We start from the raw sequence: 26,232 nt of genomic DNA, 5'->3' as shown, positions 1-26,232 counted from the left end.
AGGGGGCTAGGGGGTGAGGGGTTTTTCCAATTAAGCAGGAACCGAACCATGTCCAAACGGGATTATTACGAAGTCCTTGGTGTGCAGAAAAACGTCAGCGAGGATGACCTGAAAAAGGCATTCCGGCGTCTGGCAATGAAATACCATCCTGACCGCAACCCTGACAACGCCGAAGCTGAGGCCAGTTTCAAGGAGGCCAAAGAGGCTTACGAAATTCTCAGTGACCAGCAAAAACGTGCTGCTTATGACCAGTTTGGTCATGCCGGGGTAGATCCGTCAGCCGGTGGTTTCGGTGGGCGTGGTGGTGCACAAGGTGGCTTCGGTGACATTTTCGAAGACATTTTTGGCGACATTTTCGGTGGTGGTCGTGGCGGGCGCAACGGCGGCGGCGGGGCAAACCGTGCCTACCGTGGCAGCGACCTGCAATACAACCTTGAGCTGAGTCTGGAAGAAGCTGTCTTCGGTACGACGACCGACATCCGCGTTCCTTCCCTGCAAACCTGTGAAACCTGTCATGGCAGTGGTGCGAAACCCGGCACACATCCGCAAACCTGCCCAACCTGTCATGGCAGTGGTCAGGTACGTATCCAGCAAGGTTTCTTCGCCATCCAGCAAACCTGCCCGCATTGTCATGGCAAGGGCAAGATCATTGCTGACCCATGTACGGATTGTCATGGTCAGGGACGCAAGGAGAAGCAGAAAACTCTGGCAGTACGCATTCCAGCGGGTGTGGACAATGGTGATCGGGTGCGTCTGGCGGGTGAAGGCGAAGGCGGCATGAATGGTGGCCCAGCGGGTGATTTGTATGTGCAGGTATTCGTCAAGCCGCACGCTTTGTTCCAGCGCGATGGCGACAACCTGTATTGCGAAGTGCCGATCCGCTTTACTACCGCTGCCTTGGGGGGTGAGCTGGAAGTGCCAACGCTGGATGGCAACAAGATGAGCCTCAAGATTCCGGCGGAAACCCAGACTGGCAAACAGTTCCGTTTGCGCGGCAAAGGCGTAAAATCGGTACGTAGTTCTGCGACCGGCGACCTGATTTGCCGCGTGGTGCTGGAAACGCCAGTCAACCTGACCCGCCGCCAACGTGAATTGCTGGAAGAGTTGGATGCTTCCATGCATGAAGGTGGCAAGAAACACAGCCCGCAGGAACATGGCTGGCTGGACAAGGCCAAGGATTTTGTCAAAGACCTGTTTGAAGGGGATAAGTAATGACCAGAATAGCTATCGTTGGTGCAAGTGGACGCATGGGCAAGGCGCTGATTGAAGCTTGCGCTCACACCGAGGGACTGGAACTCACGGTAGCAACGGAACACCCTTCCAACCCGCTGGTCGGGGCGGATGCCGGGGCGGTCGCAGGCGTTGGCAGCAACGGCATCAGCATTGCTCCGTCACTGGCGGCGGCAAGCAATGATTTCGACGTACTGATCGACTTTACCCGCCCGGAACCGTGTCTGGAGCATCTGGCCTGGTGTGTGGCGAATGGCAAAAAAATCGTGATTGGCACGACCGGCTTTGATGATGCAGGCAAAGCTGCCATTGCCAGTGCGGCAGAGCAGATTGCAGTAGTATTTGCTCCCAATATGAGTGTTGGCGTCAACCTGTGTCTGAAACTGCTGGATATGGCAGCACGGGTGCTCGGTGATAGCGTCGACATCGAGATCATTGAAGCCCACCATCGCCACAAGGTGGATGCACCTTCCGGTACAGCGTTGCGCATGGGGGAAGTGGTTGCCAATGCCTTGGGGCGTGACCTGAAGGAATGCGCTGTGTATGGGCGTGAAGGTGTAACCGGTGAACGTGACCGTCAGACCATCGGGTTTGCTACCGTGCGTGCCGGTGATGTGGTTGGCGACCATACCGTGATGTTTGCCGATGTGGGCGAACGGGTTGAAATTACCCACAAGGCTTCCAGCCGCATGACTTTTGCCAAAGGTGCGGTACGGGCTGCGGGTTGGTTGCAGGATAAACAGTCCGGCTTGTTCGACATGCAGGATGTGCTCGGGCTGAAATAATGCAAACCACACCTGTCCGCCTCTGGGATTTGCCTACTCGCCTGTTTCACTGGGCGTTGGTCGTGGGGATCAGTTTTTCCTGGTTCTGTGCAGAAACTGGCGGCAACTGGATGGTATGGCATGAACGCAGTGGCATTTTCATCCTGTCACTGGTGCTGTTCCGGCTGGTGTGGGGCTTTATCGGTAGTGATACGGCGCGTTTCAGCCAGTTCCTGACTTCTCCGGCTCACGTAGTCCAGCATTGGCGGGATATTCGGGGGCAGGGTACGGCTTTTCATGCCGGGCACAATCCGTTGGGAGCATGGATGGTGGTAGCCTTGTTGGCAATGGTGTTGTTTCAGGGCAGTACTGGGTTGTTCGCCACCGATGACATTGCTACCGAAGGGCCGCTGGCGGGGTTGGTCTCTGGCAAAACGGCTGAATTGTTAACCTCTGTCCATCACCTGACCTTCAATCTGCTGTTGTTGCTGGCTACGGTGCATGTGGCTGCTGTCATGTTCTACCGTTTCATCAAGCGTACCAACCTGATCAAGGCAATGGTGTTGGGTAAGGCTGACTGGCCTGCTTCTCAGGCACAACCGTCCGGGTTGCGGTTCAAACCGGCCTGGCTGGGGCTGGTGGTATTCGGTTGCGTATACGCGCTGGTCTGGTTCATTATCAAGGTGCTGGCAACTTTCTAATGCCATTTGATTTATCGCAATGCAGCAAACAAGATGTGCTGATCTTGATCCATATCATTAGTATTGATTAATATGCTTATATAAAATGCTCTCCATTGATACTGGTTTCCCCTGCATTGGCTCAGGGGGTGGGAGCACTAAATGAATATTGAAAGTTTGCTTGAGCAATTCGATACAGGCGAAATGTCGGCCCTGATCGGGTTGGCAATCGGTTTGACCTTTGGCATTTTTGCCCAGCAAAGCCGTTTTTGCTTGCGGGCGGCCTGCGTGGAATTCTGGCGTGGTCAGACAGGCAAAAAGTTCTCCATCTGGTTGTTGGCATTTGCCGCAGCCATGATCGGCACACAATATTTCATCGGAACCGGGGCGATTGATACCGGGCAAATCCGCCAGTTGAACAATGCCGGTTCCATGTCAGGAGCCATTATTGGTGGCCTGATGTTTGGGGCAGGCATGGTATTGGCGGGGGGCTGTGCCAGTCGCTTGCTGGTGCTATCAGCGACCGGCAATATGCGCACGATGGTGGCAGGCTTGGTAGTGACCATCGTGGCTCAGGCCTCCCTGCGTGGTGGTTTGTCCCCTGTGCGTGAAGAAATTTCCTCTTGGTGGCTGGTTGATGGCAGTTCCCGCAGTTTTGCCCAATGGTTGCCACCTTACGGTGGGCTAATGCTGGGGGTGGGCTTGTTGGTAGTGGCATTGTGGTTAGCCAAGCGTCATGAGGTCAGCAAATGGTGGAGTTTTGCCGCTGTTATCACTGGCTTGAGTGTGGCGATGGGTTGGGCACTGACCAGTTGGCAAGCCAGCAATTCCTTCGACCTAGTCGCAGTTAAAAGCGTGAGTTTCACCGGGCCTTCTGCTGATACCCTGATGGGTTTGATCAACCAGCCCCATCTGCCGCTGAGTTTTGATGTGGGGTTGATCCCGGGGGTATTTCTGGGAGCATTGCTGGCGGCTTTGCTGACCCGTGAATTCAAATGGCAGAAATTCACCAATGACAGTGGTTTCACCCGCTTTTTCATTGGTGCGGCACTAATGGGCTTCGGTGGTATGCTGGCAGGTGGCTGTGCGGTCGGTGCCGGTGTGACTGGCGGGGCGGTCTTGCTGATTACCGCGTGGGTAGCCCTGTTCAGCATGTGGATCGGTGCTGGTGTTGCGGACTGGCTGGTTGACCGGAAAGCAGATGCGTTGAAAGCTGCGGCGGCGGCACACATCGCAGAAGCTGGCTTGCCGCAGTTTGCCAAGGCGACAAACCCGGTACAAATGTCGTAGGGGCAGACACGGGGCTGCCCTTACGGTGGTTTTATTACAAGCTCAACGCCAGTTTCCGTCCGTTGGCAAAGTCGGTCTTGCCGCTGCCTAGCTTGGGTACTTCGGTTACGCAGCGGATTACTGCCGGGATCATTAGCGCGTTCATCCCGCCATCCACCAGCTTGCGGCGTACTTCCGCTTCGTCACGCTCGCCTGCAATCATCAGGATGACCTTTTCGCCTTTTTTCTCATCCGGCAGGTTGACGGCAACCAGTTCCAGTTCGGGTTCGTTGAGGATGTTGCGCACCTGCTGCTCGATCGCGCCGAGGCTGACCATTTCGCCGCCAAGTTTGGCAAAGCGTGAATAGCGGTCGACGATGGTGAGGAAACCGTCTTCATCCACATGCCCCTTGTCGCCGGTTTTGTACCAGCGTTGCCCGTCGAGTTCGGCAATGGCTTGCGCGGTTTTTTCCGGGTTGTGCAAATAGCCTTTCATCACCTGTGGGCCGCCGATCAGGATCAGGCCGTCGCTGCCAGTGGGCAGAGTTGCCAGCGTGTCGGGGTCGACGATGCGGAAGCTGGTTCCAGGCAATGGCAGGCCAACCGTGCCTTCCTTGTTGGCTGGTTGTACCCGCCAGTAACGGGTGTCGAGCTGGTCGGGCAGGTTGACGCTGGCAACCGGTGAGGTTTCGGTCGCCCCAAAGCCTTCCAGAATCTTTTTGCCGAAACGGTCGAGAAACAGGCGGCGCACGTCCGGCGACAGCTTTTCCGCACCCGCCACCACATAGCGCAATGATTGGAACATCAGCGGATGCACACGCGAGTTTTTCGCATACAGGCGCAGGAAGGTGCTAGTACCGAATAGCAAGGTGGCTTCGTATTTGGCAATCCCCCTGCCGATATTGACCGCATCGGTCGGGTCGGGGTGGCAGATGATGGGGATACCTTCCGCCAGCGGCATCAGGGTGCTTGCCAACAAACCGAAGGCGTGGAAGGTGGGCAGCGTGCCCATGATCACATCGTTGTCGAGGGTGTTGAGCGCATCCGCCACTTGCCGCGCATTCACGGACAGATTGCGGTGGGAAAGCTCAATGCCCTTGGGTGCGCCTTCACTGCCGCTGGAAAACAGGATGGCGGCGGTGGCATCCATGTCGATTTTCGGCAGGTACAGCCATTGCAACACGCGGGTCGGCAGCAACATCACCATCAGCAGGGTGCTCAGCAATTTAGCCTTGGGGATGCCTTCCTTCAAATCTTCCAGAAACACCAATGGTAGGTCGGGGAAGATGGTGGGCACATCAATATTACGTTCCTTGAGCTTGTCCAGAAAACGCCGGGAGGTGTAAATCCGTTGCAGGTCAGCCTGTTGTGCGGCACTTTGCAGGGCTTCCGTGCCTGCCGTGAAATTGAGGTTGACCACGGTTTTGCCGAGGGAAAGCACCGCCATGTTGGCAATGGCTCCGCCTGCACTGGTGGGTAGCAGCATCCCGATATTCTGTTCCGGGCTGAGTTTTTTGATCTCGGCGGCAAAACGGAACACGGCAGTGATGAAACGGTGGTGGCTGATGGGTTCACCAATCACATCCGATGCCGCTATGCGGAAGCTCATGCGCTTGGCGGAACGCAACCAGTTGAGCGGAATAGGGTCGAGCATGTGCGCGTAGGCATCCCATGAGGTGAACGACAGGTCGAACACTTTCTGTTTTAGCTCATACGCCTGGATGGTGGCGGGCAAGGCTTGACCAAAAGCCACCACGATGTCGCGCTTGAAACCGGACTGGCGGTTCTGACGCAAAAAGCCGCTGGAGCGTGAGAAACGGCTGCCCCACAAGCCGTGCAGGTAGAATGGCACAATCACCGCGCCGGTATCTTTCACCGCTTTTTCATAGCCACGCTTGAATTCACCCAGTTGTCCGGTGCGGCTGATTGCGCCTTCCGGGAACAGGCAAACCACTTCCCCGGCTTTAAGCAGTTCGGTGACTTTTTCCAGCGAATCGGCACTGGCAGTCCCGCTGATTGGTACGACCCCGAACCATTTGAGGATGCCGTTCAGATACCAGCGTTCGTAATAGCCTTTTTCGATCACGAAATGCAACTGGCGCGGGGAAGCCATCTGTACCAGCGCCCAGTCAATGAAACTGATGTGGTTGCCCAGCAGCAATACCCCGCCACGGGCAGGCAGGTGTTCAAAGCCGATCACCTTCAGGCGGTAACGGGCATGGAACAAACGGCTGACCACGAAACGCAGCAGCGATTGCGGCATCTGGTAAATGGTATACAGTGCCCCGGCAACCGTGACGGCAGTCAGGGCACTCAGCAGCAGGCCATTACCAGTTCCCGCCCATGCCAGCAAGGCGGTTATGCCGACAAACAGCAGCATGACCACTGTCTGGACGACATGATCAAGCGCACTGGCTTGTGGCTGGCGTTCTGCCGGGATGTGGTAGCCCAGCAAGGCTTGCAATGGGGCAACAAACAGCCCACCCATGATGCCCAGTAACACCAGCAGTGCCGCAGGCAAGGGTTGCGCCGGTTGCCAGCCCAGCACGATGATGCTGCCCATGATGCCGAGTGCACCGACCGGGATCAGGCCGGTTTCAATATGGGTGCGGGAAAGGTGTTGCGCAATCAGTCCGCCAATCAGCAACCCGACGGCTACCAGTCCCAGCAAGACGCTATGAACTGGGTATATTGCCAGCAACACCAGCATGATGCCCCAGAACACAGCCTTGCCCATGATGGTTAGCCACAGATCGTGGTGCTGGCGTATTTCCTGCCAGTCCTGCTGGGTACAGGCGGTTTTCTGCATTTGCCAGAGGCTCAGGGCGGCGAACGGCAAGATAGCCAGCAACACAGCCAGCGGCTTGGTTAGCCAGGTTTGCAGGGCAGGGCTAATGAACAGGGCGGCTAACAACACCATAAACCCGTAAATGCGCATAAGCTGCGACATGGTTCCTCCTCCATCAATCTTGTTATCTATGGAACGCACGATACAGGGTTAAGGAATTGTTACGCAAGGCTAAAGGCGCAAAGTCGCGTCTGGTGTGACCCGAGGTATAAGCGGAGTTGTCATTACAGCCATTTGCGCCATTTGAAGGCAAGCAACATGCCGACAGCCAGCACGATCATGATGCCCCACACCAGCGGATAGCCGTAATACCAGTGCAGTTCCGGCATCGCCCACGGGCTGGCAGGGTTTTCAAAATTCATCCCGTACACACCCACGATGAAGGTCAGCGGGATGAAAATGGTCGCAATCACGGTCAGCACACGCATGATGTCATTCATGCGGTTGCTGAGGCTGGAAAGGTAAATGTCGAGCATTCCGCTGAGCATTTCACGGTAGGTTTCGATCAGGTCGATAACCTGTACGCTATGGTCGTAACAGTCGCTGAAATAGGGGCGCATGGTGCTGTCGACCAGTTCGGCATCATGCTGGATCATGCGGCTGATCACTTCACGTTGTGGCCACAAGGCACGGCGCAGCAGCAACAGGTCACGCTTCAGTTGATGCAGGGTGGTAAGGATAGCCTTGTCGGGGTTTGCGAGGACTTCATCTTCCAGTTGCTCGATGCGTTCGCCGATGTCTTCCAGCAGCGGGAATGCCGAGTCGATCACCACATCCACCAGTGTGTAAAGCAGGTAGTTGACATCGCGGGTGCGGATGCGCCCAAACCCCTGCCGCAGGCGTTCACGCACTGGCTCGAAAGCCTCGCCAGTACCGCTGCAAAAGCTGAGCAAATGCCCGTTGCCGACAAACAGGCTGACCTGTTCCAGCATGATTTCGTCATCCAGCAGATGTGGCAGGTTGAGGATCAGGAAGGCATATTGTTCGTGGAAGTCAATCTTGGGGCGCTGCCCCCGGTTGAGGATGTCTTCCAGCGCCAGCGGGTGCAGGCCAAAGGTTTCACCCAACTGGTTGATGACTGCCGGGTCATGTACGCCGGTCACGTCCAGCCAGTCGGCAAGCTGGTTGCCAGTGGCAGCCTGATACTGTGCCACGCTGGGGGACAGGGTTTCGCTGAACTGGGTAGCGTTGTATTCAAACAGGCGTATTTGCGTAGCACCGCCTGTGCCATGACGAGCCAGTGTGCCGGGTGGAGTACCGGGAGGGTGGTAGCGTTTGCCGAAGGTTTCCATGAGGGTTTACCTGCTCAGTCGCACGACTTCCTTCACCAGCTTGTTGATACCGGCGGCGGCTTCGCTGATCTTGCCTGCCAGCATGTAGGCCGGGGTGCTGACCACCTTGCGCTGTTCGTCGACCACGAATTCATCCACCGGGCAATTGACGTGGACTGCACCCATCTGTTTGAGGGCGGCGGCAGTAGCAGCATCCGTACCGATGGTGGCTTTGGTGCCTTCGCCGAAGATTTGCGGGATCATGGCAGGGGCGATGCAGATGAAACCCAGTGGTTTGCCTTGCGCCGCCATTGCCTTGCAAAAGTTCAGCACGTCAGGCTGGATGGTGCAATCAGTTCCCTTGAAAGCGAAATCGCTGAGGTTTTTGGCTGCACCATAACCACCGGGCAGGATCAGTGCGTCGAAATCATCCGGGTTGGCGGTTGCCAAATCGCGGATATTGCCACGCACGATACGGGCGGCTTCAACCAGCACCTGACGGCTTTCGTCCATCACTTCACCAGTCAGGTGGTTGATGACATGGGCTTGCGGGATGTCGGGGGCGAATGCCTGGTATTCGCAGCCTGCCTGTTCCAGTGCCAGCAGGGTTAGCACGCTTTCAAAGATTTCCGCGCCGTCGTAAACCCCGCATCCCGATAAAATGACTGCTACTTTGGTCATGTTGTATGTCCTCTTGGTGGTTGTGCTGGTGTTGTGGATGGGGGCAAGTTTAGCAGGAATGGCAACCATGCCATAGTCAAGTGAACTTGTCATGAAAATCTTGCCTGTTATGCTGTTCGTCTGTCCGCTTGTGGGGAAAACACCGACACCCGCTAGCGCGAACATGGCACGTTCGAGAACCTGCTGGCGACCTTGGCAAAACCGTTGGAAGTGACGGTGGGCAAGATTGTGCCTTACATGCTGCTGTTCATGCTGGTGAATGAAATGGGCGAAGAAGCGCAACGCAACGATCTGACTCCAGAAATACTGAATGACATCCTGAATGGTTGAGAGGAAACATCTGGTCATCGACACCAGTATGTGCCCTTGGCAATACGCATGGAGCGGGTAACAGATTTTCTGACGAAAACCCATTTGTGTGCCGATGTGCCTTTCATCGAAACGGGTTGCCGCGATCCCAAAGACATCAAGTTTCTGACACTTGCCGTTGCAGTTGGTGCAGATATTCTGGTTTCTAGCGACAGTGACTTGCTGGATTTGAATCCGTTTCAGGGCGTGCAAGTGATGAAACCTGCCGAGTTTTGCGAAAAGTAATTCGCTGAATTTCCAGCCTGTCTGTGCCAGAATGTAATCCCTTCCAGTCACGAACTTAGCGGACATGGCAAAACTCCTCATGTGTTATCCCCATAATCCGTGTACAACCCTGTGGATAAAGTGAGGATAGGGGAGATAAGTCCTTCTTGCCGGGGCATGTTTATCAGATAGGTTAATATTTAATCAGTGTGCTTCACTCAAATCGCCCGGAATGAATGACTTCACCATGTGGTTGACGGTCGCGTCATAGTCACTTTTCAGTGCGGTCGGGTATTGCAGGTACAGCGTACTGATTGAATATTGCCCGACAAAGCTTTTCACATACAGGATGTCCTCACCCTTGTAGCCAGACAGTGCATACCAGCCCTTCGCCTGTTTGCGATAGGTCACACGGTCGAAATCCTGCGCCCGACTTTTCATTTCACTCGCCACGGTAGCATCCAGCACATTGTTGATGCCGCTGGCAGTCATCTGGAAACCGCTATGGTCGTAGAACTCGCGCCCGTCGCCATTTTCCGGTGGCGGTTTCATACCAAAGCTGGTGGGATAATCCACACAAAAGCCGAAGCGCTCATTGCAGTAAGTGTCATAATCGGCAGCACTCACTGGCAAGCTGAGCAGTAATGTCAGAATGAACATAAAGCGTTGAAACATGAGTTATTCCTCGTCTGTTTGCAGAAGGCTGGTAGCAGCTTGCAGGAATGCAGAGGCACTGGCAAGCCTCGGTGGGACAGGTGTTTTGGGATGGTAGTGGGTTTTATCCCCACTATCCGTGTACAACCCTGTGGATAAAGTGAGGATAGGGCAGATAAGTCCTTCTTGCTGGGGCATGTTTATCAGATTGATTAATATTTAACCAATGCGATTCACTCAAATCGCCTAGAACGTGAATTCAAGTAATACCCCGATTCAGGTTAGAATACCTGTAATGCGATAATGATAAAGGAAAATAACATGTCTACCTATCACCCACGTTTTGTCAGCCTATTGACCCGCGATACGCTGGCTCTGGTACTGGCAGGCGGACGCGGCTCGCGCCTTTACGAACTGACTGACCGGCGAGCCAAACCGGCGGTATTTTTTGGCGGAAAGTTCCGTATTATTGATTTCCCGCTGTCCAACTGTGTTAACTCGGGTATCCGCAAGATTGGTGTGATCACCCAGTACAAGGCGCATTCCCTGATCCGTCATCTGGTGCAAGGCTGGTCGCATTTCCGTACCGACCTGGGAGAGTTCATGGAAGTGTTGCCCGCTTCGCAGCGCATCGCCGCCAACTGGTATGAAGGGACTGCCGACGCCATTTATCAGAACCTCGACATCGTGGAAGCACTACACCCCAAGTATGTGTTGGTACTGTCCGGCGACCATGTTTACAAGATGGATTACGGTGAAATGCTGGCTTACCACGTCGAAAAGGGTGCTGACATGACGGTTTCCTGTGTAGGGGTATCGCTGGAAGAGGCCAAAGGCTTCGGGGTGATGACCGTGGATGATAACCACCGTGTGCGGGCTTTCGACGAGAAACCCGCCAACCCGCAAGCGATGCCAGGGTCGGATGACACCGCGCTGGCGTCAATGGGCAACTACATTTTCAATACTGACTTCCTGTTTGAGCAACTGCGCAAGGATGCCGCCAACTCCGCATCCAGCCATGATTTCGGCAAGGACATCATCCCTGACATTATTGCCGGGCACAAGGTTTTCGCTTACCCGTTCCGTGACCCGGTGACAGGCAACCAGCCTTACTGGCGTGATGTAGGTACGCTGGATGCGTTCTGGGAAGCAAATATGGAACTGGTGGCAGTTAACCCGGAACTGGATTTGTATGACGAAAGCTGGCCTATCCTGACGTATCACCGGCAGTTGCCGTCTGCCAAATTCGTACATCAGGAACCGGGGCGCGAAGGCAAGGCACTGGGTTCGGTGGTGTCGGCAGGCTGTGTCATTTCCGGGGCATCTGTGGTCAACTCACTGTTGTTTTCCAACGTCAAGGCGCATTCATGGAGCACGGTGCGTGATTCAGTATTACTGCCGGAAGTTGACATCGGGCGACATTGCCGCATCAACCGCGCCATCATCGACCGGGGTTGCCGCTTGCCGGAAGGCACAGTCATCGGCGAAGACCCGCAGGCGGATGCCGAGCGTTTCCGGGTGACGAAAAAAGGTGTAGTGCTGGTTACGCAGGAGATGCTGGGGCAGTGAGTGTTGCTGGGTTGGAGATGCGGCACAACGTCGGTGTTATCACTGGGGACAAAACAGGTTTTATCCCCACTATCCGTGTACAAGCCTGTGGATAAAGTGAGGACAGGTCGTTTAAGTGGCTGCTGCACAAGGTAGTTTATCAGTTTGAATAAAAAATAATCAGTTAGCCCTGTTGCTCAATAACCTTCCTGAAACGCTGGATCTGTTTTTCGCGCACTTGTGTCATGTCCAGATGGTAGATGTCATCGGGGAACAGAAAGTCCATGACCCCCGAGTCAAACAGCCGCCTGACCTCATACTCGTCGTGGGAAGTGCCACGCTGGTAACGGTAGTTGAGGTAGCTCTGGTTGGTGTGAATGATGAATTCCACCCGCATTCCGCCCATGCGGGCAAAGAATTTCAGCATTTGCGTGTTGCTGCTGCTACCCACCGAGGTCGTACTGTACTTGTTGCCTGCGAGTGTGTCGGAAATGTCTTCCAGCAGCATGATTGACCCCGCCCTGACCGCAGCGCGGGTGAGGTGGCGCACAAAGCGTTTGACGTGACTGATATTGTCCAGCACAGCCATCAGACCCAGTTCATCATCAACCGCAACTGCCGGATTTTTCTCGTTTTTGCGCAACAGCTTCAGCACTTTGGCGGCAGAATCCTTTTTGCGCACGGTGACATAAACCGGGATTTCCTGCCCGTGGTCATGGAACAGGCGGCGTTTAACCAGAGTCAGTTTTTCATGGTCGCCCAGCTTTGGCAGTTGGCGGGTTGTGTCAGCATCCAGCACATCCACCAAGGTGCAACTGAAATCCAGCGCATCGTGGTGGCTGTGCAGATAGGCAATATCCAGTTCGCCGATTTTGAGTTGCGGGCTCCACATATACTGGTTGAGGAAATTGAGGAAAGATGAAAACTTGTTCTCGATGTCGGTTTCACGTTCGCGCTGATCAATTGAGCCAGCCAACCCCATCAGTACCAGCTTGCGTTTGGCCTCGAAGCGAATTTTCTTGTGATAGCGGTCATCGAAAATGATCAGCAGCAAATCGACCGGGTTTTTGGAAGTTTCAATTTCGTTGCTGATTTCGATATGCGAACTGTAATTGGCTAGCACCTTGCCCTTGAGGTGGGCGATGGCGGCATCGGCGGTATTCATGTATTCATGGATGCGAGCCTGAATTTCCGGCAAGCCACCGCTGACGCCAAACAGGTTGCCCAACAACTGGTAAGCCCGCTGACTGCGTTGTTCGCGCAAGGTCGGGTTCTGGATCAGGGCTGGAATTTCGTCGAAACGTTCAATCTGCAACAGGTCGAACATCTGGTCACGCACTGCCCGGTATTTGCTTGCCAGTTGCCGGTCTTGCTGGAATGCTTTTGCCCATAGCCGGTTATGGCGGCAAAACGAGTGCTCGAATGCAATCTGGTCACGGACACTAAACGGGCCGTCCTGCTTCATGGCAATGAAAATGGATTTGTTATCTACCACGCTCATGGTTGTTTTCTGCCTGCCGGGATTGTTTGGTTTGACGGGTATTGTACAGCAACATTTGTGCCAGCCATCCGGCGATCACGCTATTAAGGTAAGGCATACCTGCGCAAATTGTGTTGAAACAACCTACGCTTACAGCATGTGGGTATAAACAGGAGTCAGGGTATGGCGTTTCAGGATATGGCATTGCGCAAGGCATTTCCCAACGGTTTGCAGGGCGAGCTTGCCCTTGGAGCCAATGGTACGGGCGTGGTGGCGGTGCAATACGGCTTGGGGCGGTTGGGTCATCTGCACGATTTGTGTGATGGCAGGTTTGGCCCGAATACCGAAAATGCGGTCAAGGCGTTTCAAGCAGCGGTCAGTATCCCTGCAACCGGCAAAGTGACCGGTATTCTGCTGACCTTGCTGGATATTGCCGTTGCCCGTGTGGAGTGGCGCACCCCAGCAATGAAGGCACTTGATCCGCTGGCGTATTTGTCGGATTTCCGCAGTCTGGCGATGCCGGAAATCCGTATTGTTGGCACACGTGAAATCTACAACTGGGCAAGCCCGGAAATCCAGCTCGCTTATGGCAACTGGCTTGGCTCCTACTGGGAAGTGATCAAGCAAAACCGAGTCGAAGCCGACTGCAAAGGTATGGCGTTATTTCTGATGGAGCAGTTCCGCCAGCAGATCAGGCAAGACCGTTTCATCAACTTGCCGCATCCGGTGCTGCGTGGTGCGCGGGAAAGAAGTTGGATTGTGGCGACCCGTGACAAGACACGCGGTTTTTTCAGCCGTTCGGATAATAGCGCCCGCATCAACCGTACTGGTTACGAAGCGGTGCTGAATGTGGAAAAACTCGACCCGCAGCAATCCATGCTGATAGGTGTGGCAGTGCATTACCCGGAAATCAGTGCCCATCAAGTGGCACGTTCCTGTGCGCGGGTGTGGGATTGGAACCCGGCTTTTCACAACGGCGGCGATACTCGCAAGCCGGAAGTACCGGTCAACACCTTGCAACCCGGTCATTTGATTTTTATAGACCACACGGGCAACGGCAGCTTTGACCATACCGTCAATGTCATCCGGGTGGAACGTGATAGTGCCAATCGTACCCGCAAGCTGGTGATGGCGGTTGGTTCGTTCGATGATGTGCGTGACAATTCCTCTGACACTGAACCCAATAGCCTGTCGCAGATCAATACCTACTCCGAAGAAGTCACGGTGGAACTGGATGCCAATGGGCGCGTCATTAATTCGACGGTAAGCTGGTCATCCGAGCCGGATTACCTCGTCAAAACCCGCTACAGCGCCCGCACCACCCTGATGGAGCAGAAAGGCGGAGGCAAGCTGTTTATCGGGCGCTGGGCGTAACAACAGATGTGCTGGTTTGGCAATCGTTTACAAAATTGCCGTTGCCTTGATCTGCGCAAACACCTGCATCACCCCACCCGCAAACTGTACCTGACTGAGGTGGAATTTTGGCTCATGCCCGCATACCTGCACCTGCAACACGACACGATCATCAGTGCAAAATACTAGCCTCACCAATCCCAACTTGCTATGTTGCGCCCATAAAATCAGGAGCAACCACCATGCAACAATTCCCCATCACCGAAAAACCCCAACCACCCGCCCCCAACGAATGCTGTGAAAGCGGCTGTGACCCCTGCGTGTGGGACATTTACCGTACAGAATTACAGAAATGGGAACAAGCGCAGCAAGGCGTAAACAACACCGATGCCGCCAAGCCGGTGCAGCCATAAACCCTATCCAGATAGGGCTGAACCCGCCATTTCCAGTTCTTGTTATATGATCGGCACAAGCAAATCACGGCAAAATAGGAGCGCCCCATGATCCAGTCCACTACCCCCACGATTGAAGGCAAACGCATCACTCACTACCACGGTGTGGTCACGGGCGAAGCCATTCTGGGGGCAAACATCTTCAAGGATTTTTTTGCTGGAATCCGCGACATTATCGGCGGACGTTCCGCTGCTTATGAGAAAGAATTGCGCAAAGCCCGTGAAATCGCTTTTGCGGAAATGGAAGCACAAGCGCAAAGCCTAGGCGCAAATGCCATCGTTGGCATCGACATTGACTACGAAAACATCACAATGGGTAACAGTGGCGCTATGTTGATGGTTTCTGTCAGTGGCACAGCAGTCAACGTCCAATAAAATACCAACGGACTACATCATGCCTGGCTCAGCCTCTAAAGCCGCTAAACGGTTGTGAGTGCATTTTCCAAAACAGTCTCATGAATTGGAAATGCCAGCGTTGTCAGTGGAAAGCGTTCCGTCAGTCGCGCCAGTTGGTGCGATTGTTCCTTATCGTAAAACACTATCACCCGTGTGTCCGGCATCCGCTGCACCACGGCCATCAGCGATTCCAAGCTGCTGGTACGGTCACGAAAATCCGACTGGAAATTGAATTCCGCCACGATCACCACCGGGGTGTTTTTCTTGAGGAATTGCAAAACCTTGCGCATGGAGCGTTCCTGCGCTACCTGATAGCCCAGCCGTTGGTAGAGTGGAGTGAAATCAGGATAGCCACCCAATTCGACGATACTCAGCAACAGTTTTGTGGGGTCTGGCATTCGGCATTCTCCTGCGCCAACAGGAAAAACTGGTGGCAGAAATCCGTAAAGTGATCACATTACCGCCCCGCTCCTGACCAGTCTGGGGGCTTCTTTTACCTGTCTCTTATGGCAGGATGACTTTCACCGATTCGGACGGGCGCAGCAGTTCCTTGGCAGTGCGTTTGAATACGATGTCAAGTTCGTAGATCGCGCCTTCCGGTTCGATCCGCACCGCTTCCACGCCCTGACGGTACACTTTGCCGCTGCGGTTTGCGCCATTGACTAGTACCTGGGCGGAAGCGCCAGTCGGGTAATTGCGCAATACATCAGCCGTTACCAGTACCCGTGCCAGCATTTGGTCATCGGGGGCAAGGCTGACCAGTGGCTGATCCTGTTTGCCTGCGAAAATCACGGCTCCCTGCCACACGGCACTGGATGCGACTACCCCGGCAAACGGGGCTTTCAGTTCGGTGTGTTCGAGAGCGACCTTGGCGGCTTCTTCCGCAGCATTGGCAGATTCCATTTCAGTCTGGGCAACAGCATGTTTGAGTTCATTGTCTTTCAGCTCTTCTTCGGCAATTAGCCCTTGGTCGAACAGTTCCTGGGTTCGGGCTTTTTCACGCTCGGCATCTTCTATGCCAAGTTTGGCACGGGCTACTCGTGCCTTGGCTTCCAGCAGGGAGGCTTTTTGCTTACGCTGATCCATGCGCAGCAGTACATCACCCTTGTTGACGTGTTGCCCGGTGGTGATGTTGACCTCTTCGACCACACCGCTTTCCACCACGCGCATGTCTACCTTATGCACCCATTCCAGCCGCCCTTTCATTTCCAGTGCATGGGCAGACAGGCTGCTTAACATGCAACCCGCAAACAAAATCATCATGGGTGCTTTCATTCAGGTTTTTCCTCTTTGGGAGCAGGCTTGGGTAACGGCCATACCGGTTTGCCTTGCAAAGCATTGAGTTGTGCCAGCGTCAGTGCCTGACAGTACTGGATTTGCTGTTTCTGCAAACGTACCTTGCTTTGCTGGGTCATGGCATCACCGATGTCAGATTTGACTTCCTGTTCGTACAGGGTGCGGCTGCGTTCCAGGTAGTAGTCACGCCACAGGGTTTCGGCCTTGTTGCGTTCGGCAGCTACCTTGAAAATGTCCAGCCGCAGCAGCAACTCAAGGATTTGCTGGCGCAGTTCCATGTCGATCACAGCGCGTTCGGCAGCACTGGCATCGTCACGCCGCTCAGCCAGCCAGGCATTGTTTTTCAGGCTGGTTTCCACCAGTTCATCCAGCGGTGGCAGGTCGGTGGGCAGTTCGCCAATGTCGATCGGGTTGACTTCGTTGGGCAATTTTTGCGGGTTATTGATGGCTTGCGCCAGCAGGGAACGGGTCAGGCGTTGTGAGGCAGCACTGGCCGTACCTTGCTGGCGTACTACCTGATATTCGGCATCCAGCTCGGCGACATCCAGCTCGGAAAACTCTTTCAGCTCCTTGCGGATACGGGTACGGTCAAGCGGGATGTAGTAGACCGCCATGTTTTCGTTGTCGCGTACTGAACTGGAATCTGCCAGGACCACGTCAAAGAAACGCTGCATGATGTCCAGCCGTTGCAATTCGAGTGGAGCCAGCAGAGTGGGTAACAGACGGTCACGCTGGTTGTCGGGGCTGGCATTGTTGTTGTAGGCCAGCATATGGCAATCCAGATACAAAGGTTCAGGCAGCGGATGGCGTAAAGCAAGCTCCGGCGCAAGCTGGGTACGGGGATGGCCTTCGGCAAAGTTGAGCGCCTGTTCCAGACTGATGGGGTCGGGCACTTCCGCTGCGTGGGTAATGCCTGTCAGCAGCAGGAGTGCCAGCCAGGGTTTAACTCTTGGCATCATCAGCTTTCGCCGCATCGCCACTGGCTGCGTCACCGCCTTGCTCACGCTTGAATTTGGAGAACGGTGTATCCTCGTTCTTTTTGTCGGCAACGTATTTGCCAAACAGCATGAATTCGTCAGCATCCTTGGTCGCACCAGTCAGGCGGGCATTCTTGATGGGTTCACCATCCAGCCCGATGAACTGGAATACTGGCGTGGCGCGTACCCGGAATTCTTTCAGGGCAAAATCTTTCTGGGTAGTGGCTTCGCCTTTGAAGTTGGTCAGCTCTACATCGCCTTCAATGTCGACGGTGACAATGCGGAAGTTTTCCTTGTAGTAGTCCTGAATGTCACTGCGGTTGAGAACGGTGGTTTTCATGCGGTGGCAGAATGGGCATTCATCCATCTCGAACATGATCAGCAAGCCTTTCTTGCCGTCAGTTTTGGCTGTTTCCAGCTCTTCTTTCATGTCATTGAAACTTTCATCGAAGAACTTGGCAACGTCACGGGTTTCAACCTTGGCGCTGGAGGCTGCATCCGCCGGTTTGTCAGGTGTGCTGACGGCAGTGGATTTGTCTTCCGTCGGTTTGTCTGCGCTGGAGGCATTTTCAGGTGCTTTGGCAGTGTCAGCCGGTTTGGTTTCAGCGAAAACAGCCGGAACAGAAATACTCAATGACATGAGCGTAGTCAACAGTAGCGTGCGTAACACCCTTGGTTCCTCCTCTCTTGTTTATGTGCGATTTACGCACCTATGCTATTGGGAAATCAGAGTGTATTCAAGCCGGGGAAGTGGGGAATCTGCGGGCAGACAAAAAAAGGGGAGGAAATGGTTTCCCCCCCAACTTCTCGTGAATCAGTCGGATGGGCTATTGGGCTGTCAGTGTTACCGTCTTGCTGTTGTTGGTCAGGTTACTGTCACCCTTGTCTGAGGTGGCAGTGCCCATCAGGGTATGGCTGCCTGCTACTGCCGGGCGCAGGTAGATGTAACGGGTACGGGATACGCCTTTCGCCAAACTGCCAAAGCTGCACGTGACTTGTGCCGTGGTGGTTTTGCATTCACTGGCTCCACTGACCCAGGTCATGTTGGCAGGCAACGGCAGTACAAATCGGGCATTGGTGGCCGTATCAGTACCGTTGTTTTTCACGGTGAAACTGAATTCGGCGGCGGTTCCCTTGGTAACACTGGTTTTGGTTGCCTTGAATAACGTCAGTGCCATGTCTGCGTTGCCACTGACAGGGGGTACAGCATTGATGGTCAGGCTCAGGGTTTGGGTATCGGACAAGCCCTTGCTGTCTGTCACCTTGACGCTGAAACTGGCTGTGCCCGCTGTGGTGGGTGTGCCACTGATGATGCCAGCCGTACTTAGGCTCAGACCCGTTGGCAAACTGCCTGCTGCCAGTGACCAAGTGTAAGGTGATGTCCCGCCACTAGCACTGGCCTGAGCGGAATAGGCTGTGCCTGCTGTACCGGCGGTCAGACTGGTGGTGGTAATGTCCAGTGCTGGTGGTGGCGGCGGCGGTGGTGGTTCAGCCCCGTTAATCGCAGGCAATGCAGCCTTGAGCGGTTCGGTGGTTTTGGTATGTTCGTTGGGGTAGCTGTTCCAGCTACGGTAGACACCGAAATTACTTTCATTGTAGTGGAACAACTGACGGCTGATGCCAAAGTAATCAAATGCAGCATTGGCGTGTTGCAGCCATGTCACCCCATTGACTCCTGCCAGTTCGTATTTCTCGAAGGTGATGCCGTATTCGCCAATGTTGAACGGTACAGTGAAGCTGTCGGTGGCAGCATTATAAAACTCGCTCAAGCCTTCCCCGGTACGCAGTTGTTGTTTGAATTGTTCCAGCGTGCCGGTGTAGGGGGTGTTGTTGGTGTGTGAGCCTGCCCAGCTCCACGGCTCATACCAGTGGACATCGTAGAGGATATTGTTGTCCGCCAGTTTGTACATGCCGATGTCGCTGGAGTGGAAAGACACTTCCACGTCAATCAGGTGGTTGGGGTCTACGGCACGGATTTTGCTGATCAGTGTCTGTGCGTAGGCAAACCAGTTGTTGACGTGCGGCTCATTGATCAGGTCATAAGCAGCAATGGTGGTTTCATTGCGGTAACGCTGGGCAATGGCAACCCATAAATCTTCCAAGCGTTTTTTCAGGCTGGCACTGCTGCCAAACCCGGTTTCATTGGTGCTTTGGTAGCCACCGGGTGGGACGTGCATGTCGAGGATCAGGCGCAAACCGTTCTGTTTCGCCCACAGGACATGCCGGTCTACCACTGCCCAGCCTTCATTCTTGTATACGCCGGGTGCAGTGTTGTCCTCAAACAGGCTGTAAGCCAGGTTCAGGCGTACCGAGTTGAAGCCAAGGTCACGGATTTCTTTATAAGATGCTGCGTCAGCATTCTTGTAGCGGAAAGCGTCAATCGCGGGTGGGTTATCCGCCATGTCATACTGGTAGACATTGATGCCCTTCATGATGAACGGTGTTTTCTGTGGCCCGATCACCAGACGATTGCCATCGGCATAAACCAGGGTGGAACTGTCGAGGGTGGCGGGTGGCTGGTAGCCCACTTCCGTGGTGGTAAATGGGCTGGCAAAGGCTTCATCCACATGGAACGGCTTGTTGATTGCACCACTGATGCAAAGCTTCAGGCTGTCAGTCGGGGCAACGCTGGCTTTCCATACTCCGTATAAGCGTGTCCATTTGTCAGGGTATGCTCCCCCGTCGTAACTGGATTGGTCGCCATCCAGCCAAATGGGGCTAGCCCCGTTTTTGATCAGACCCAGCTTGTGATTGGCGGATATGTCGGCGCTGTTGGCAAGGCGGATGCGTGCGCCGAATTCGTACATTGTACCGTTCTGCAACTGGCTGGTATTCAGGCTATACAGTGCACCGTAGGGACACCAGTCATAAGCAGAGTTGACCTTCATCCCGGCCTGACCCGCATAGGCTGCTACCGGGTCAAGGGTGAGGATGGATTTGGTGCTTGTCCATGGCAATACGCCACTTTCAAAACCACCGTCTGTTACCAGATTGCCTGCTGTTGCTGTTTGTATGCACAACACCAACGGCAAAGCGCAAAAAACCACCTTGTTCATTCTTGTGTCTCCCTCAGTATGCATATTGTCTTGTTAAGGTATCAAGAAGGTAACATTTCTACGGGGGTAAATCACTTTTCAATCAGTTTTATTTATATGAACTCCTTGAGTTTTATCATGGCTTTGCCATTATCAGTGTTACTGTCTCTGGCTGTTTACAGTGCTGGTGGGGCTGACTCTACCTGCTGGTCATATTGGCAAGAACCATCTGCAAGTTGCCCAACTGGTTGGGAGGGAGAATGTCTCCTTGATAGCAGGTTTCACACGACTCCCGTAAATGCAGCCCCAACTGCTTGATAGGTGGGGGTGGGTTGGCAAGGTCGAAACCGGCAATTTCGTCCAGCAACAAGGCTTCCATCAGAAAATGGTAGGCTGTAATCACTTCAGGGATGGGGTGGGTGTAATAGAAGGGGCGTTTTCCTTCTGTGCGGTAAATACGGGCATACTGATGGGAAAAATAGGCAGCCACCAATGCCCGGTAAATATCAGGTGTCTTGTGTATATCGCTTGTCGACAGGGCAAAATGGGCGGTAATTGTGCGGTTGAAGGCTTCTACACAGTGGTTGATCATCTCCATGCGTTCACGTGCCAACGGAGAAGACCTGTCACCGGTTGCCGAGATGTAGCGCCAGCCGAATCCGAGTTGCTCGAACAGGAGATACATCAGCTCTTCGCTGGTACGCCCGCAACGCTCGTAGAATGGGTGCAGCAACGCAAAATAGTACTGCGCAAAACTGACCAGATAGTGGACTGAATCATTATCCACCTGTTCCAGCAGTGCTTCCACTTTGCGTGCATACACCATCATGAGTGGACGCAGGTTGGCAGGTGTCGGTGCATTGAAGCGGTAATCGCCAAAACCTGTTTGTATCTGGCGGAGCTCCCCGGCAATGCACTCAACGCCTTCGTCCTGTAAACGCCGGTGTTGGGACGGGTATAGCAGGGCAGATTCGTTGCCTGCCATGCCAAGGAAATGGATGCAACGCAACTGGTCAATGAATGATCCGCGATAATCAAGCGTGATCTGTTGCCGCAATCCATGAAACCGGGCGGAGAGGAAATAGTCACGTTGTCTGGCTTCGTGCGGGGAATAACAGTTTGCCTGCTTTAAGCCAGAGGTCGACTGGTACGGGAAGTTACTGTGAAAAGGATACAAGTGGCGTACATCACATTCGGTCAGCAAGCGGCTGGAATCTTCACCTGCCAGCAGCTTGCCGAAAAAGCATGAGGCTGATACCAAATGCCCCGCAAATGGCGCGGGTTCTGCGAAGAATGTTTGCCAAAAGCCAATCAATTGCTGCCGGACTTTCTTGTCCCCGGTATTAATCATAGACGCTCCCTCGCTATGTTACGGTTTCATTAAACGGTCATGAATGGAGAGTATAGATTGGCTTTGGGAGAGTGAATGACTTTTGATCTGATTTTTTGACAAACTAATGTGGCAGTACCGCCCATAACACGACCGGGATAACAAGCAGGCTGGCAAGGTTGCCTAGCAGCACGATGGAAGCTACCCGCTGTGGTTCCTGCTGGTACTGTTCTGCTACCAGTACATTCATCACCGCTGGTGGCAGGGCGGCAAAAATCAGTAGTTGGGCGTATTGCAGGCTATCCAGCGTTAACAGAGGTTTGACCAGCAGCACGCAGGCAATTCCGGCGGCTGGCCCGGCAATCGCACCGAACACGCCCAATTTCCAGTCACGAAAATTCACCTCCAGCAGGCGCACACCCAGTGAAAACAGCAGCAGCGGAATTGATACCTGCCCTAGCAACTTGACGGTATTCGCCAGTGGTTCTGGCAGAGTGATTTGCAGACTGCTGCACCACAAGCCAAGGATAGTCGCTTGGATCATTGGCATTTTCAGTAAACGCAGTGGGTTAGTGCGATGGTCAAGGATGTAAAAACCCACCGTGAAATGCAGCACCATTTCGATGATGAATAGCACCACGGCGGCTTGCAATGCCTGTTCCCCAAAGGCAAACAGTACCAGCGGAATACCCATATTGCCCGAATTGTTGAACATCATCGGTGGCAGGAAAGTTTTCAGGTTGATGCGCAGCAGCCATGCCAGTGGCAATAGCAATAAGCCGGAACCAAGGATGACAGCTACCCCGCCAATGGCCAGATCGCGCAAAGCCATAAAGTCGAAGGGTTTGTCCATCAGCGCCCAGAACACCAGAAACGGGGCAAAAAATTCCATGTTCAGGCGATTGACCACTGCCATGTCCGGTCGGCGGAAATAGCCATAGGCAGCGCCCAGCGCAGAACAGGCAAACACAGGAAAAATGATGCTAAGGACGCGAAAGATGGTGTCGAGCATGGCGGTTTTACGGGGTTGTCAAAAACTTTATGTTTACAGGGGGCGGATGGTGATTTTCCTGAACTTGATGACGCCACTCGCCCACTGGAGGGCAATCGGGCCGCTGCGGAGGCGGGCGTCATCCACCTCCGCCGTTTTCACGCCGTTCAACACCAATGTCAGGTGGGAACCTTTGGCGGTGATGTCGTAGGTATTCCATTTGCCCCCGGCTTTGGGCAGCGGGTCGGGGGCTTTGGCTACCTTGACAATCGCGCCCGTGCCGTAAGTTGGGTCGGGGCGCTGGTCAAAGATATTGGCTTCGTAGCAGTTTTCGTCGGTGATCTTGTTGGGTTCCTGACAGCGCAGGAACACGCCGCTGTTGGCGTCATGGCTTGCCCAGAATTCGACCCGTACCTGCACATCCTGATAGCTGGTTTTCGATACCAGATAGGCTGGTTTCTTGCCGGTTAGTTGTGCCTGGATAGCACCATCGCTGCTGCTCCAGTTGGCTTCGCCCACCTGGTTGAAGTTTTCCAGCCCTTGGTTGCCGTCAATCAGGTGTGTCCATGCGCTGCTGCCGGTGCTGTGGGTGGCGCATCCGCCCAGACTGAGGGTGAGCAGGCTCAGGGTAAGGAGGTGTCGGGTGTGGCAGCATGTCATGTGGTGCTCCTGTGTGGCGATGGATTTTGGGCATGTGTTTGGGGGGAGTCATGATCATATGGGACGCGACATGGCAAGGCTTGCAAAAAATCATGGTATGGCCTAGATTACCATATTATGGACAAAGCAACACTGATTTTGCGCCGCAAAGCCCGTTACGATGATGGAGCCATTCGTGAAATGGTTATTTGGGAACTCTCCAAACCCGTGGTGGGTAGTCTGCATCCCTATAAATATAGATTTTTCTACGGTAAAGATGGCGAGCGTATTGTCGGTTATGACAATGAACGTGGGAAGGGCGACCACAAGCATATCAACGGTCATGAGTTTCCCTATACGTTCGTCGGTATCAGGCAGTTGGTCAGTGATTTTTACGATGATATTCAACAGGTACGTGTGGCATGAACGATAATACACTTATCATCAGTATCGGTGACATGAACGAGGATTTCGCTGACGTGATTGATGTCTGGGAAAGCGGCAAGGCAGCGACACCCTTGAATCGGTTAACATTTGAATCCATGAGTGGATTTTTGTCATACATCACGCCCAAACGTTGGGAGTTGGTGGCAATGTTGCGCAAGCATGGGCATGTGAGCATCAAAAAGCTGTCTGAAATTCTCAAACGTGATTACAAAAACACACATACTGACGTGAAAGCCATGCAGGAAATCGGCCTGATCGAAAAGGATGAAAACGAACTGGTGTATGTGCCTTGGGACGATCTGGACATCAAGCTGAACCTGAAACAGGCCGCCTAAGCTCCCCCTCTACCGCTTCGCGGGAGAGGGGGGCTGGGGGTGAGGGTTTTCCTACCCAATCACACCCTTCTCACGCAGCAATGCCTCAATCTCCGGCATGATGCTAACGTCATCAATGGTAGACGGCACAGCATACGCTTCACCATTCACCATCTGACGCATACTCTTGCGCAGGATTTTGCCCGAACGGGTTTTCGGCAAGCGTTTGACCACGTAGGTATCCTTGTAGCAGGCAATCGCGCCGATGCTGTTGCGGATCATCTGCGTCAGTTCCTTCGCCAGTGTTGCCTCGTCGATTTCCACACCGGTTTTCAGCACCACCAGCCCCATCGGGATTTGCCCTTTGAGGTCATCGTCGCGTGCGATAACGGCACACTCGGCAACTGCCGGATGCCCGCCGACGACTTCTTCCATCTCGCCGGTAGACAGGCGATGACCTGCCACGTTCATCACGTCATCGACGCGCCCCATAACGAATACATAGCCGTCCTGGTCGATATAGCCGCCGTCACCGCTGGCGTAATAGCCATCAAAGGTTTGCAGGTAGCCAGACTTGAACTTTTCGACATCACCCCACACCGTCGCCAGACAGCTTGGTGGCAAAGGCAGTTTGAGGGCGATGTAACCCTGTTCGCCACGCGCCAGTTGCACACCGTTTTCGTCCAGAATCTGCACGTTGAAACCGGGGCTAGGTACGGTGGAAGACCCCAGTTTGACCGGCATCGGCTCCACCCCTTGCAGGTTGGCGGTAATGCCCCAACCGGTTTCGGTCTGCCACCAGTGGTCAATCACTGGCTTGCCGGATTTTTCCATCAGCCATTCCTGCGTCGGTGGGTCGAGGCGTTCGCCAGCGGAGAAAATCGCCACCAGCTTGCTCAGGTCGTATTGTTTGATGAACGCGCCTTCAGCATCTTCCTTTTTGATCGCACGGAACGCAGTCGGGGCGGTGAACAGGGTTTTTACCCCGTATTCTTCGCAGATGCGCCAGAATGCGCCAGCATCCGGCGTCATAATCGGTTTGCCTTCGTACACGATGGTGGTGCAACCACGCAGCAGCGGTGCGTACACAATGTAGGAATGCCCTACCACCCAGCCCACATCCGACGCAGCCCAGAATACATCGCCTTTGTCGACGTTGTAGATGGCTTGCATGGAATAGTTCATCGCCACCGCATGACCGCCGTTTTCACGCACTACGCCCTTGGGTTTGCCAGTCGTGCCGGAGGTATACAGGATGTACAGCGGGTCAGTGCCTTTGACGGGGACGCAATCGGCAGGTTCAGCTTGCGGGTAGAGGTCGTTCCAGTCGTAATCACGCCCTTCGATCAGCGGGGAAGTGGCTTGCGGACGCTGGAAAATGATGCAGCTTTGCGGCTTGTGTGCCGATAATTCAATCGCTTTGTCCAGCAGCGGTTTGTATTCAATCACACGCTTGATTTCGATCCCGCAAGAGGCAGAAATCATCACTTTCGGCTGTGCGTCTTCGATGCGTTGTGCCAATTCCGGTGCAGCGAAACCACCAAATACCACGGAATGGATAGCACCCAAGCGTGCGGTTGCCAGCATGGAAATGACTGCTTCGGGGATCATCGGCATGTAGATAATCACGCGATCGCCTTTTTCCACGCCCAGCCCTTTCAGCATCCCGGCGGCTTTTGCCACGGCATCGCGCAACTCGCTGTAAGTGAAAGTGGTCTTGGTGTCGGTGACAGGCGAGTCGTAAATGATCGCCAGTTGGTCGCCGCGCCCTTGCTCGACGTGGTAATCCAGCGCCATGTACGCAGTGTTCATTTCACCATCGGCGAACCAGTGGTAAATACCATGCTCATCCTGCGACAGGATATTTTCAGGGTCTTTGAACCACTTCAGCGCGGCGGCTTTCTCTTTCCAGAAACCTTCGGGATCGTTCATCGAACGGTCGTATTCAGCTTTGTAACTCATATGTTTGACTCCTCCTTTTGTACCCCTCACCCCCTAGCCCCC

The 26,232-nt window shown here is 54.1% G+C and carries 27 protein-coding genes; 12 read left to right on the top strand and 15 right to left on the bottom strand.

From position 1 onward, the window contains the following. Positions 1–48: 48 nt before the first annotated feature. From dnaJ to B2U47_RS06580, 4 genes are all read left to right on the top strand, one after another. Entirely contained in the window at positions 49–1,212 is a 1,164-nt protein-coding gene (dnaJ, locus tag B2U47_RS06595) for a molecular chaperone DnaJ (protein WP_296683023.1), read from the top strand. Continuing rightward, positions 1,212–2,015, top strand: coding sequence for a 4-hydroxy-tetrahydrodipicolinate reductase (gene dapB / locus B2U47_RS06590; protein ID WP_296674011.1), 804 nt, complete (start codon positions 1,212–1,214; stop codon positions 2,013–2,015). Before dnaJ ends, dapB begins: the two co-directional genes overlap by 1 nt. Continuing rightward, complete coding sequence (locus tag B2U47_RS06585) at positions 2,015–2,695, top strand: cytochrome b/b6 domain-containing protein (protein ID WP_296674012.1); 681 nt, start codon at positions 2,015–2,017, stop codon at positions 2,693–2,695. The genes dapB and B2U47_RS06585 overlap by 1 nt, the downstream gene beginning before the upstream one ends. A gap of 141 nt (positions 2,696–2,836) precedes the next feature. Next, on the top strand, positions 2,837–3,964 hold the full coding sequence (locus tag B2U47_RS06580; protein WP_296674014.1) for a YeeE/YedE family protein: 1,128 nt from the start codon (positions 2,837–2,839) through the stop codon (positions 3,962–3,964). A gap of 34 nt (positions 3,965–3,998) precedes the next feature. On the opposite strand, the gene B2U47_RS06575 is transcribed toward B2U47_RS06580, so the two are convergent. The 3 genes from B2U47_RS06575 to elbB all read right to left on the bottom strand — a co-directional run bounded on the left by B2U47_RS06575 (position 3,999) and on the right by elbB (position 8,743). Continuing rightward, positions 3,999–6,893, bottom strand: a complete 2,895-nt coding sequence (locus B2U47_RS06575; RefSeq protein WP_296674016.1) for an AMP-binding protein — start codon at positions 6,891–6,893, stop codon at positions 3,999–4,001. Between the two features lie 122 nt (positions 6,894–7,015). After that, positions 7,016–8,083: a magnesium/cobalt transporter CorA gene (corA, locus tag B2U47_RS06570; RefSeq protein ID WP_296674018.1), complete on the bottom strand. Its 1,068-nt coding sequence runs from the start codon at positions 8,081–8,083 to the stop codon at positions 7,016–7,018. Positions 8,084–8,089: 6 nt separating this feature from the next. Then, positions 8,090–8,743 carry an isoprenoid biosynthesis glyoxalase ElbB gene (gene elbB / locus B2U47_RS06565; protein WP_296674123.1) on the bottom strand — a complete coding sequence of 218 codons (654 nt, stop codon included), beginning with the start codon at positions 8,741–8,743 and terminating at the stop codon, positions 8,090–8,092. Between the two features lie 192 nt (positions 8,744–8,935). On the opposite strand from elbB, the gene B2U47_RS06560 reads away from it, so the two are divergent. Next, a complete protein-coding gene (locus B2U47_RS06560) occupies positions 8,936–9,073 on the top strand; it encodes a hypothetical protein (protein WP_296674020.1) in 138 nt (45 codons plus the stop codon). A 48-nt stretch (positions 9,074–9,121) separates the two neighbouring features. Further along, complete coding sequence (locus B2U47_RS06555; protein WP_296674022.1) at positions 9,122–9,337, top strand: putative toxin-antitoxin system toxin component, PIN family; 216 nt, start codon at positions 9,122–9,124, stop codon at positions 9,335–9,337. A gap of 183 nt (positions 9,338–9,520) precedes the next feature. Here B2U47_RS06555 and B2U47_RS06550 read toward each other — a convergent pair whose 3' ends face one another. After that, positions 9,521–9,991, bottom strand: coding sequence for a hypothetical protein (locus B2U47_RS06550; protein WP_296674024.1), 471 nt, complete (start codon positions 9,989–9,991; stop codon positions 9,521–9,523). Positions 9,992–10,291: 300 nt separating this feature from the next. On the opposite strand from B2U47_RS06550, the gene glgC reads away from it, so the two are divergent. Continuing rightward, positions 10,292–11,539, top strand: a complete 1,248-nt coding sequence (gene glgC / locus B2U47_RS06545) for a glucose-1-phosphate adenylyltransferase (RefSeq protein ID WP_296674026.1) — start codon at positions 10,292–10,294, stop codon at positions 11,537–11,539. A 163-nt stretch (positions 11,540–11,702) separates the two neighbouring features. Here the strand turns inward: glgC and B2U47_RS06540 are convergent, their stop codons facing one another. Beyond that, positions 11,703–13,019: a hypothetical protein gene (locus B2U47_RS06540; protein WP_296674027.1), complete on the bottom strand. Its 1,317-nt coding sequence runs from the start codon at positions 13,017–13,019 to the stop codon at positions 11,703–11,705. A 162-nt stretch (positions 13,020–13,181) separates the two neighbouring features. Between B2U47_RS06540 and B2U47_RS06535 the strand changes: the two genes are divergently transcribed. Then, positions 13,182–14,372, top strand: coding sequence for a peptidoglycan-binding domain-containing protein (locus tag B2U47_RS06535; protein WP_296674029.1), 1,191 nt, complete (start codon positions 13,182–13,184; stop codon positions 14,370–14,372). A 27-nt stretch (positions 14,373–14,399) separates the two neighbouring features. Here B2U47_RS06535 and B2U47_RS06530 read toward each other — a convergent pair whose 3' ends face one another. Beyond that, positions 14,400–14,546, bottom strand: coding sequence for a hypothetical protein (locus tag B2U47_RS06530; RefSeq protein ID WP_296674030.1), 147 nt, complete (start codon positions 14,544–14,546; stop codon positions 14,400–14,402). Between the two features lie 47 nt (positions 14,547–14,593). Here B2U47_RS06530 and B2U47_RS06525 point away from each other — a divergent pair, with 47 nt between their 5' ends. Both B2U47_RS06525 and B2U47_RS06520 read left to right on the top strand, forming a co-directional pair. After that, a complete protein-coding gene (locus B2U47_RS06525) occupies positions 14,594–14,764 on the top strand; it encodes an oxidoreductase-like domain-containing protein (protein WP_296674032.1) in 171 nt (56 codons plus the stop codon). A gap of 87 nt (positions 14,765–14,851) precedes the next feature. Further along, positions 14,852–15,178: a heavy metal-binding domain-containing protein gene (locus B2U47_RS06520; protein WP_296674033.1), complete on the top strand. Its 327-nt coding sequence runs from the start codon at positions 14,852–14,854 to the stop codon at positions 15,176–15,178. Between the two features lie 44 nt (positions 15,179–15,222). Here B2U47_RS06520 and B2U47_RS06515 read toward each other — a convergent pair whose 3' ends face one another. The 8 genes from B2U47_RS06515 to B2U47_RS06480 form a co-directional block, all read right to left on the bottom strand. Next, the gene (locus tag B2U47_RS06515) at positions 15,223–15,597 is read right to left on the bottom strand and encodes a hypothetical protein (protein WP_296674035.1); all 375 of its coding nucleotides are present in this window, start codon (positions 15,595–15,597) and stop codon (positions 15,223–15,225) included. Between the two features lie 106 nt (positions 15,598–15,703). Continuing rightward, positions 15,704–16,474: an efflux RND transporter periplasmic adaptor subunit gene (locus B2U47_RS06510; RefSeq protein WP_296674037.1), complete on the bottom strand. Its 771-nt coding sequence runs from the start codon at positions 16,472–16,474 to the stop codon at positions 15,704–15,706. After that, complete coding sequence (locus B2U47_RS06505) at positions 16,471–17,454, bottom strand: hypothetical protein (RefSeq protein WP_296674039.1); 984 nt, start codon at positions 17,452–17,454, stop codon at positions 16,471–16,473. The genes B2U47_RS06510 and B2U47_RS06505 overlap by 4 nt, the downstream gene beginning before the upstream one ends. Then, the gene (locus tag B2U47_RS06500; RefSeq protein WP_296674040.1) at positions 17,438–18,142 is read right to left on the bottom strand and encodes a thioredoxin family protein; all 705 of its coding nucleotides are present in this window, start codon (positions 18,140–18,142) and stop codon (positions 17,438–17,440) included. Before B2U47_RS06500 ends, B2U47_RS06505 begins: the two co-directional genes overlap by 17 nt. A 157-nt stretch (positions 18,143–18,299) precedes the next feature. Continuing rightward, positions 18,300–20,528 (bottom strand): cellulase family glycosylhydrolase, encoded by a 2,229-nt coding sequence (locus B2U47_RS06495; RefSeq protein WP_296674042.1) that lies wholly within the window; start codon positions 20,526–20,528, stop codon positions 18,300–18,302. 178 nt (positions 20,529–20,706) lie between these two features. Then, on the bottom strand, positions 20,707–21,858 hold the full coding sequence (locus B2U47_RS06490; protein ID WP_296674044.1) for a Fic family protein: 1,152 nt from the start codon (positions 21,856–21,858) through the stop codon (positions 20,707–20,709). Between the two features lie 103 nt (positions 21,859–21,961). Continuing rightward, positions 21,962–22,849, bottom strand: coding sequence for an AEC family transporter (locus B2U47_RS06485; protein WP_296683020.1), 888 nt, complete (start codon positions 22,847–22,849; stop codon positions 21,962–21,964). A gap of 33 nt (positions 22,850–22,882) precedes the next feature. Continuing rightward, a complete protein-coding gene (locus B2U47_RS06480; protein WP_296674048.1) occupies positions 22,883–23,488 on the bottom strand; it encodes a 3-keto-disaccharide hydrolase in 606 nt (201 codons plus the stop codon). A gap of 117 nt (positions 23,489–23,605) precedes the next feature. Between B2U47_RS06480 and B2U47_RS06475 the strand changes: the two genes are divergently transcribed. Both B2U47_RS06475 and B2U47_RS06470 read left to right on the top strand, forming a co-directional pair. Beyond that, positions 23,606–23,893, top strand: a complete 288-nt coding sequence (locus tag B2U47_RS06475; protein ID WP_296674049.1) for a toxin-antitoxin system TumE family protein — start codon at positions 23,606–23,608, stop codon at positions 23,891–23,893. Then, positions 23,890–24,249 carry a hypothetical protein gene (locus B2U47_RS06470; RefSeq protein WP_296674051.1) on the top strand — a complete coding sequence of 120 codons (360 nt, stop codon included), beginning with the start codon at positions 23,890–23,892 and terminating at the stop codon, positions 24,247–24,249. The genes B2U47_RS06475 and B2U47_RS06470 overlap by 4 nt, the downstream gene beginning before the upstream one ends. 51 nt (positions 24,250–24,300) lie before the next feature. On the opposite strand, the gene B2U47_RS06465 is transcribed toward B2U47_RS06470, so the two are convergent. Then, entirely contained in the window at positions 24,301–26,190 is a 1,890-nt protein-coding gene (locus B2U47_RS06465; RefSeq protein ID WP_296674053.1) for a propionyl-CoA synthetase, read from the bottom strand. Between the last annotated feature and the right edge of the window lie 42 nt (positions 26,191–26,232).

The sequence above is a fragment of the Thiothrix sp. UBA5583 genome, from assembly GCA_002425225.1.
GTDB lineage: Bacteria > Pseudomonadota > Gammaproteobacteria > Thiotrichales > Thiotrichaceae > Thiothrix > Thiothrix moscowensis.
The sequence above is the reverse complement of the archived record's forward strand: the minus strand, read 5'-3'. Positions and strand labels throughout refer to the sequence as shown.

Excerpts from the sequence above, each read along its gene's own strand:
- dnaJ (WP_296683023.1), top strand. The coding sequence starts at position 49 with ATGTCCAAACGGGATTATTACGAAGTCCTTGGTGTGCAGAAAAACGTC.
- dapB (WP_296674011.1), top strand. The coding sequence starts at position 1,212 with ATGACCAGAATAGCTATCGTTGGTGCAAGTGGACGCATGGGCAAGGCG.
- B2U47_RS06585 (WP_296674012.1), top strand. The coding sequence starts at position 2,015 with ATGCAAACCACACCTGTCCGCCTCTGGGATTTGCCTACTCGCCTGTTT.
- B2U47_RS06580 (WP_296674014.1), top strand. The coding sequence starts at position 2,837 with ATGAATATTGAAAGTTTGCTTGAGCAATTCGATACAGGCGAAATGTCG.
- B2U47_RS06575 (WP_296674016.1), bottom strand. The coding sequence starts at position 6,893 with ATGTCGCAGCTTATGCGCATTTACGGGTTTATGGTGTTGTTAGCCGCC.
- corA (WP_296674018.1), bottom strand. The coding sequence starts at position 8,083 with ATGGAAACCTTCGGCAAACGCTACCACCCTCCCGGTACTCCACCCGGC.
- elbB (WP_296674123.1), bottom strand. The coding sequence starts at position 8,743 with ATGACCAAAGTAGCAGTCATTTTATCGGGATGCGGGGTTTACGACGGC.
- B2U47_RS06555 (WP_296674022.1), top strand. The coding sequence starts at position 9,122 with ATGGAGCGGGTAACAGATTTTCTGACGAAAACCCATTTGTGTGCCGAT.
- B2U47_RS06550 (WP_296674024.1), bottom strand. The coding sequence starts at position 9,991 with ATGTTTCAACGCTTTATGTTCATTCTGACATTACTGCTCAGCTTGCCA.
- glgC (WP_296674026.1), top strand. The coding sequence starts at position 10,292 with ATGTCTACCTATCACCCACGTTTTGTCAGCCTATTGACCCGCGATACG.
- B2U47_RS06540 (WP_296674027.1), bottom strand. The coding sequence starts at position 13,019 with ATGAGCGTGGTAGATAACAAATCCATTTTCATTGCCATGAAGCAGGAC.
- B2U47_RS06535 (WP_296674029.1), top strand. The coding sequence starts at position 13,182 with ATGGCGTTTCAGGATATGGCATTGCGCAAGGCATTTCCCAACGGTTTG.
- B2U47_RS06525 (WP_296674032.1), top strand. The coding sequence starts at position 14,594 with ATGCAACAATTCCCCATCACCGAAAAACCCCAACCACCCGCCCCCAAC.
- B2U47_RS06520 (WP_296674033.1), top strand. The coding sequence starts at position 14,852 with ATGATCCAGTCCACTACCCCCACGATTGAAGGCAAACGCATCACTCAC.
- B2U47_RS06515 (WP_296674035.1), bottom strand. The coding sequence starts at position 15,597 with ATGCCAGACCCCACAAAACTGTTGCTGAGTATCGTCGAATTGGGTGGC.
- B2U47_RS06510 (WP_296674037.1), bottom strand. The coding sequence starts at position 16,474 with ATGAAAGCACCCATGATGATTTTGTTTGCGGGTTGCATGTTAAGCAGC.
- B2U47_RS06505 (WP_296674039.1), bottom strand. The coding sequence starts at position 17,454 with ATGATGCCAAGAGTTAAACCCTGGCTGGCACTCCTGCTGCTGACAGGC.
- B2U47_RS06495 (WP_296674042.1), bottom strand. The coding sequence starts at position 20,528 with ATGAACAAGGTGGTTTTTTGCGCTTTGCCGTTGGTGTTGTGCATACAA.
- B2U47_RS06490 (WP_296674044.1), bottom strand. The coding sequence starts at position 21,858 with ATGATTAATACCGGGGACAAGAAAGTCCGGCAGCAATTGATTGGCTTT.
- B2U47_RS06485 (WP_296683020.1), bottom strand. The coding sequence starts at position 22,849 with ATGCTCGACACCATCTTTCGCGTCCTTAGCATCATTTTTCCTGTGTTT.
- B2U47_RS06480 (WP_296674048.1), bottom strand. The coding sequence starts at position 23,488 with ATGACATGCTGCCACACCCGACACCTCCTTACCCTGAGCCTGCTCACC.
- B2U47_RS06475 (WP_296674049.1), top strand. The coding sequence starts at position 23,606 with ATGGACAAAGCAACACTGATTTTGCGCCGCAAAGCCCGTTACGATGAT.
- B2U47_RS06470 (WP_296674051.1), top strand. The coding sequence starts at position 23,890 with ATGAACGATAATACACTTATCATCAGTATCGGTGACATGAACGAGGAT.
- B2U47_RS06465 (WP_296674053.1), bottom strand. The coding sequence starts at position 26,190 with ATGAGTTACAAAGCTGAATACGACCGTTCGATGAACGATCCCGAAGGT.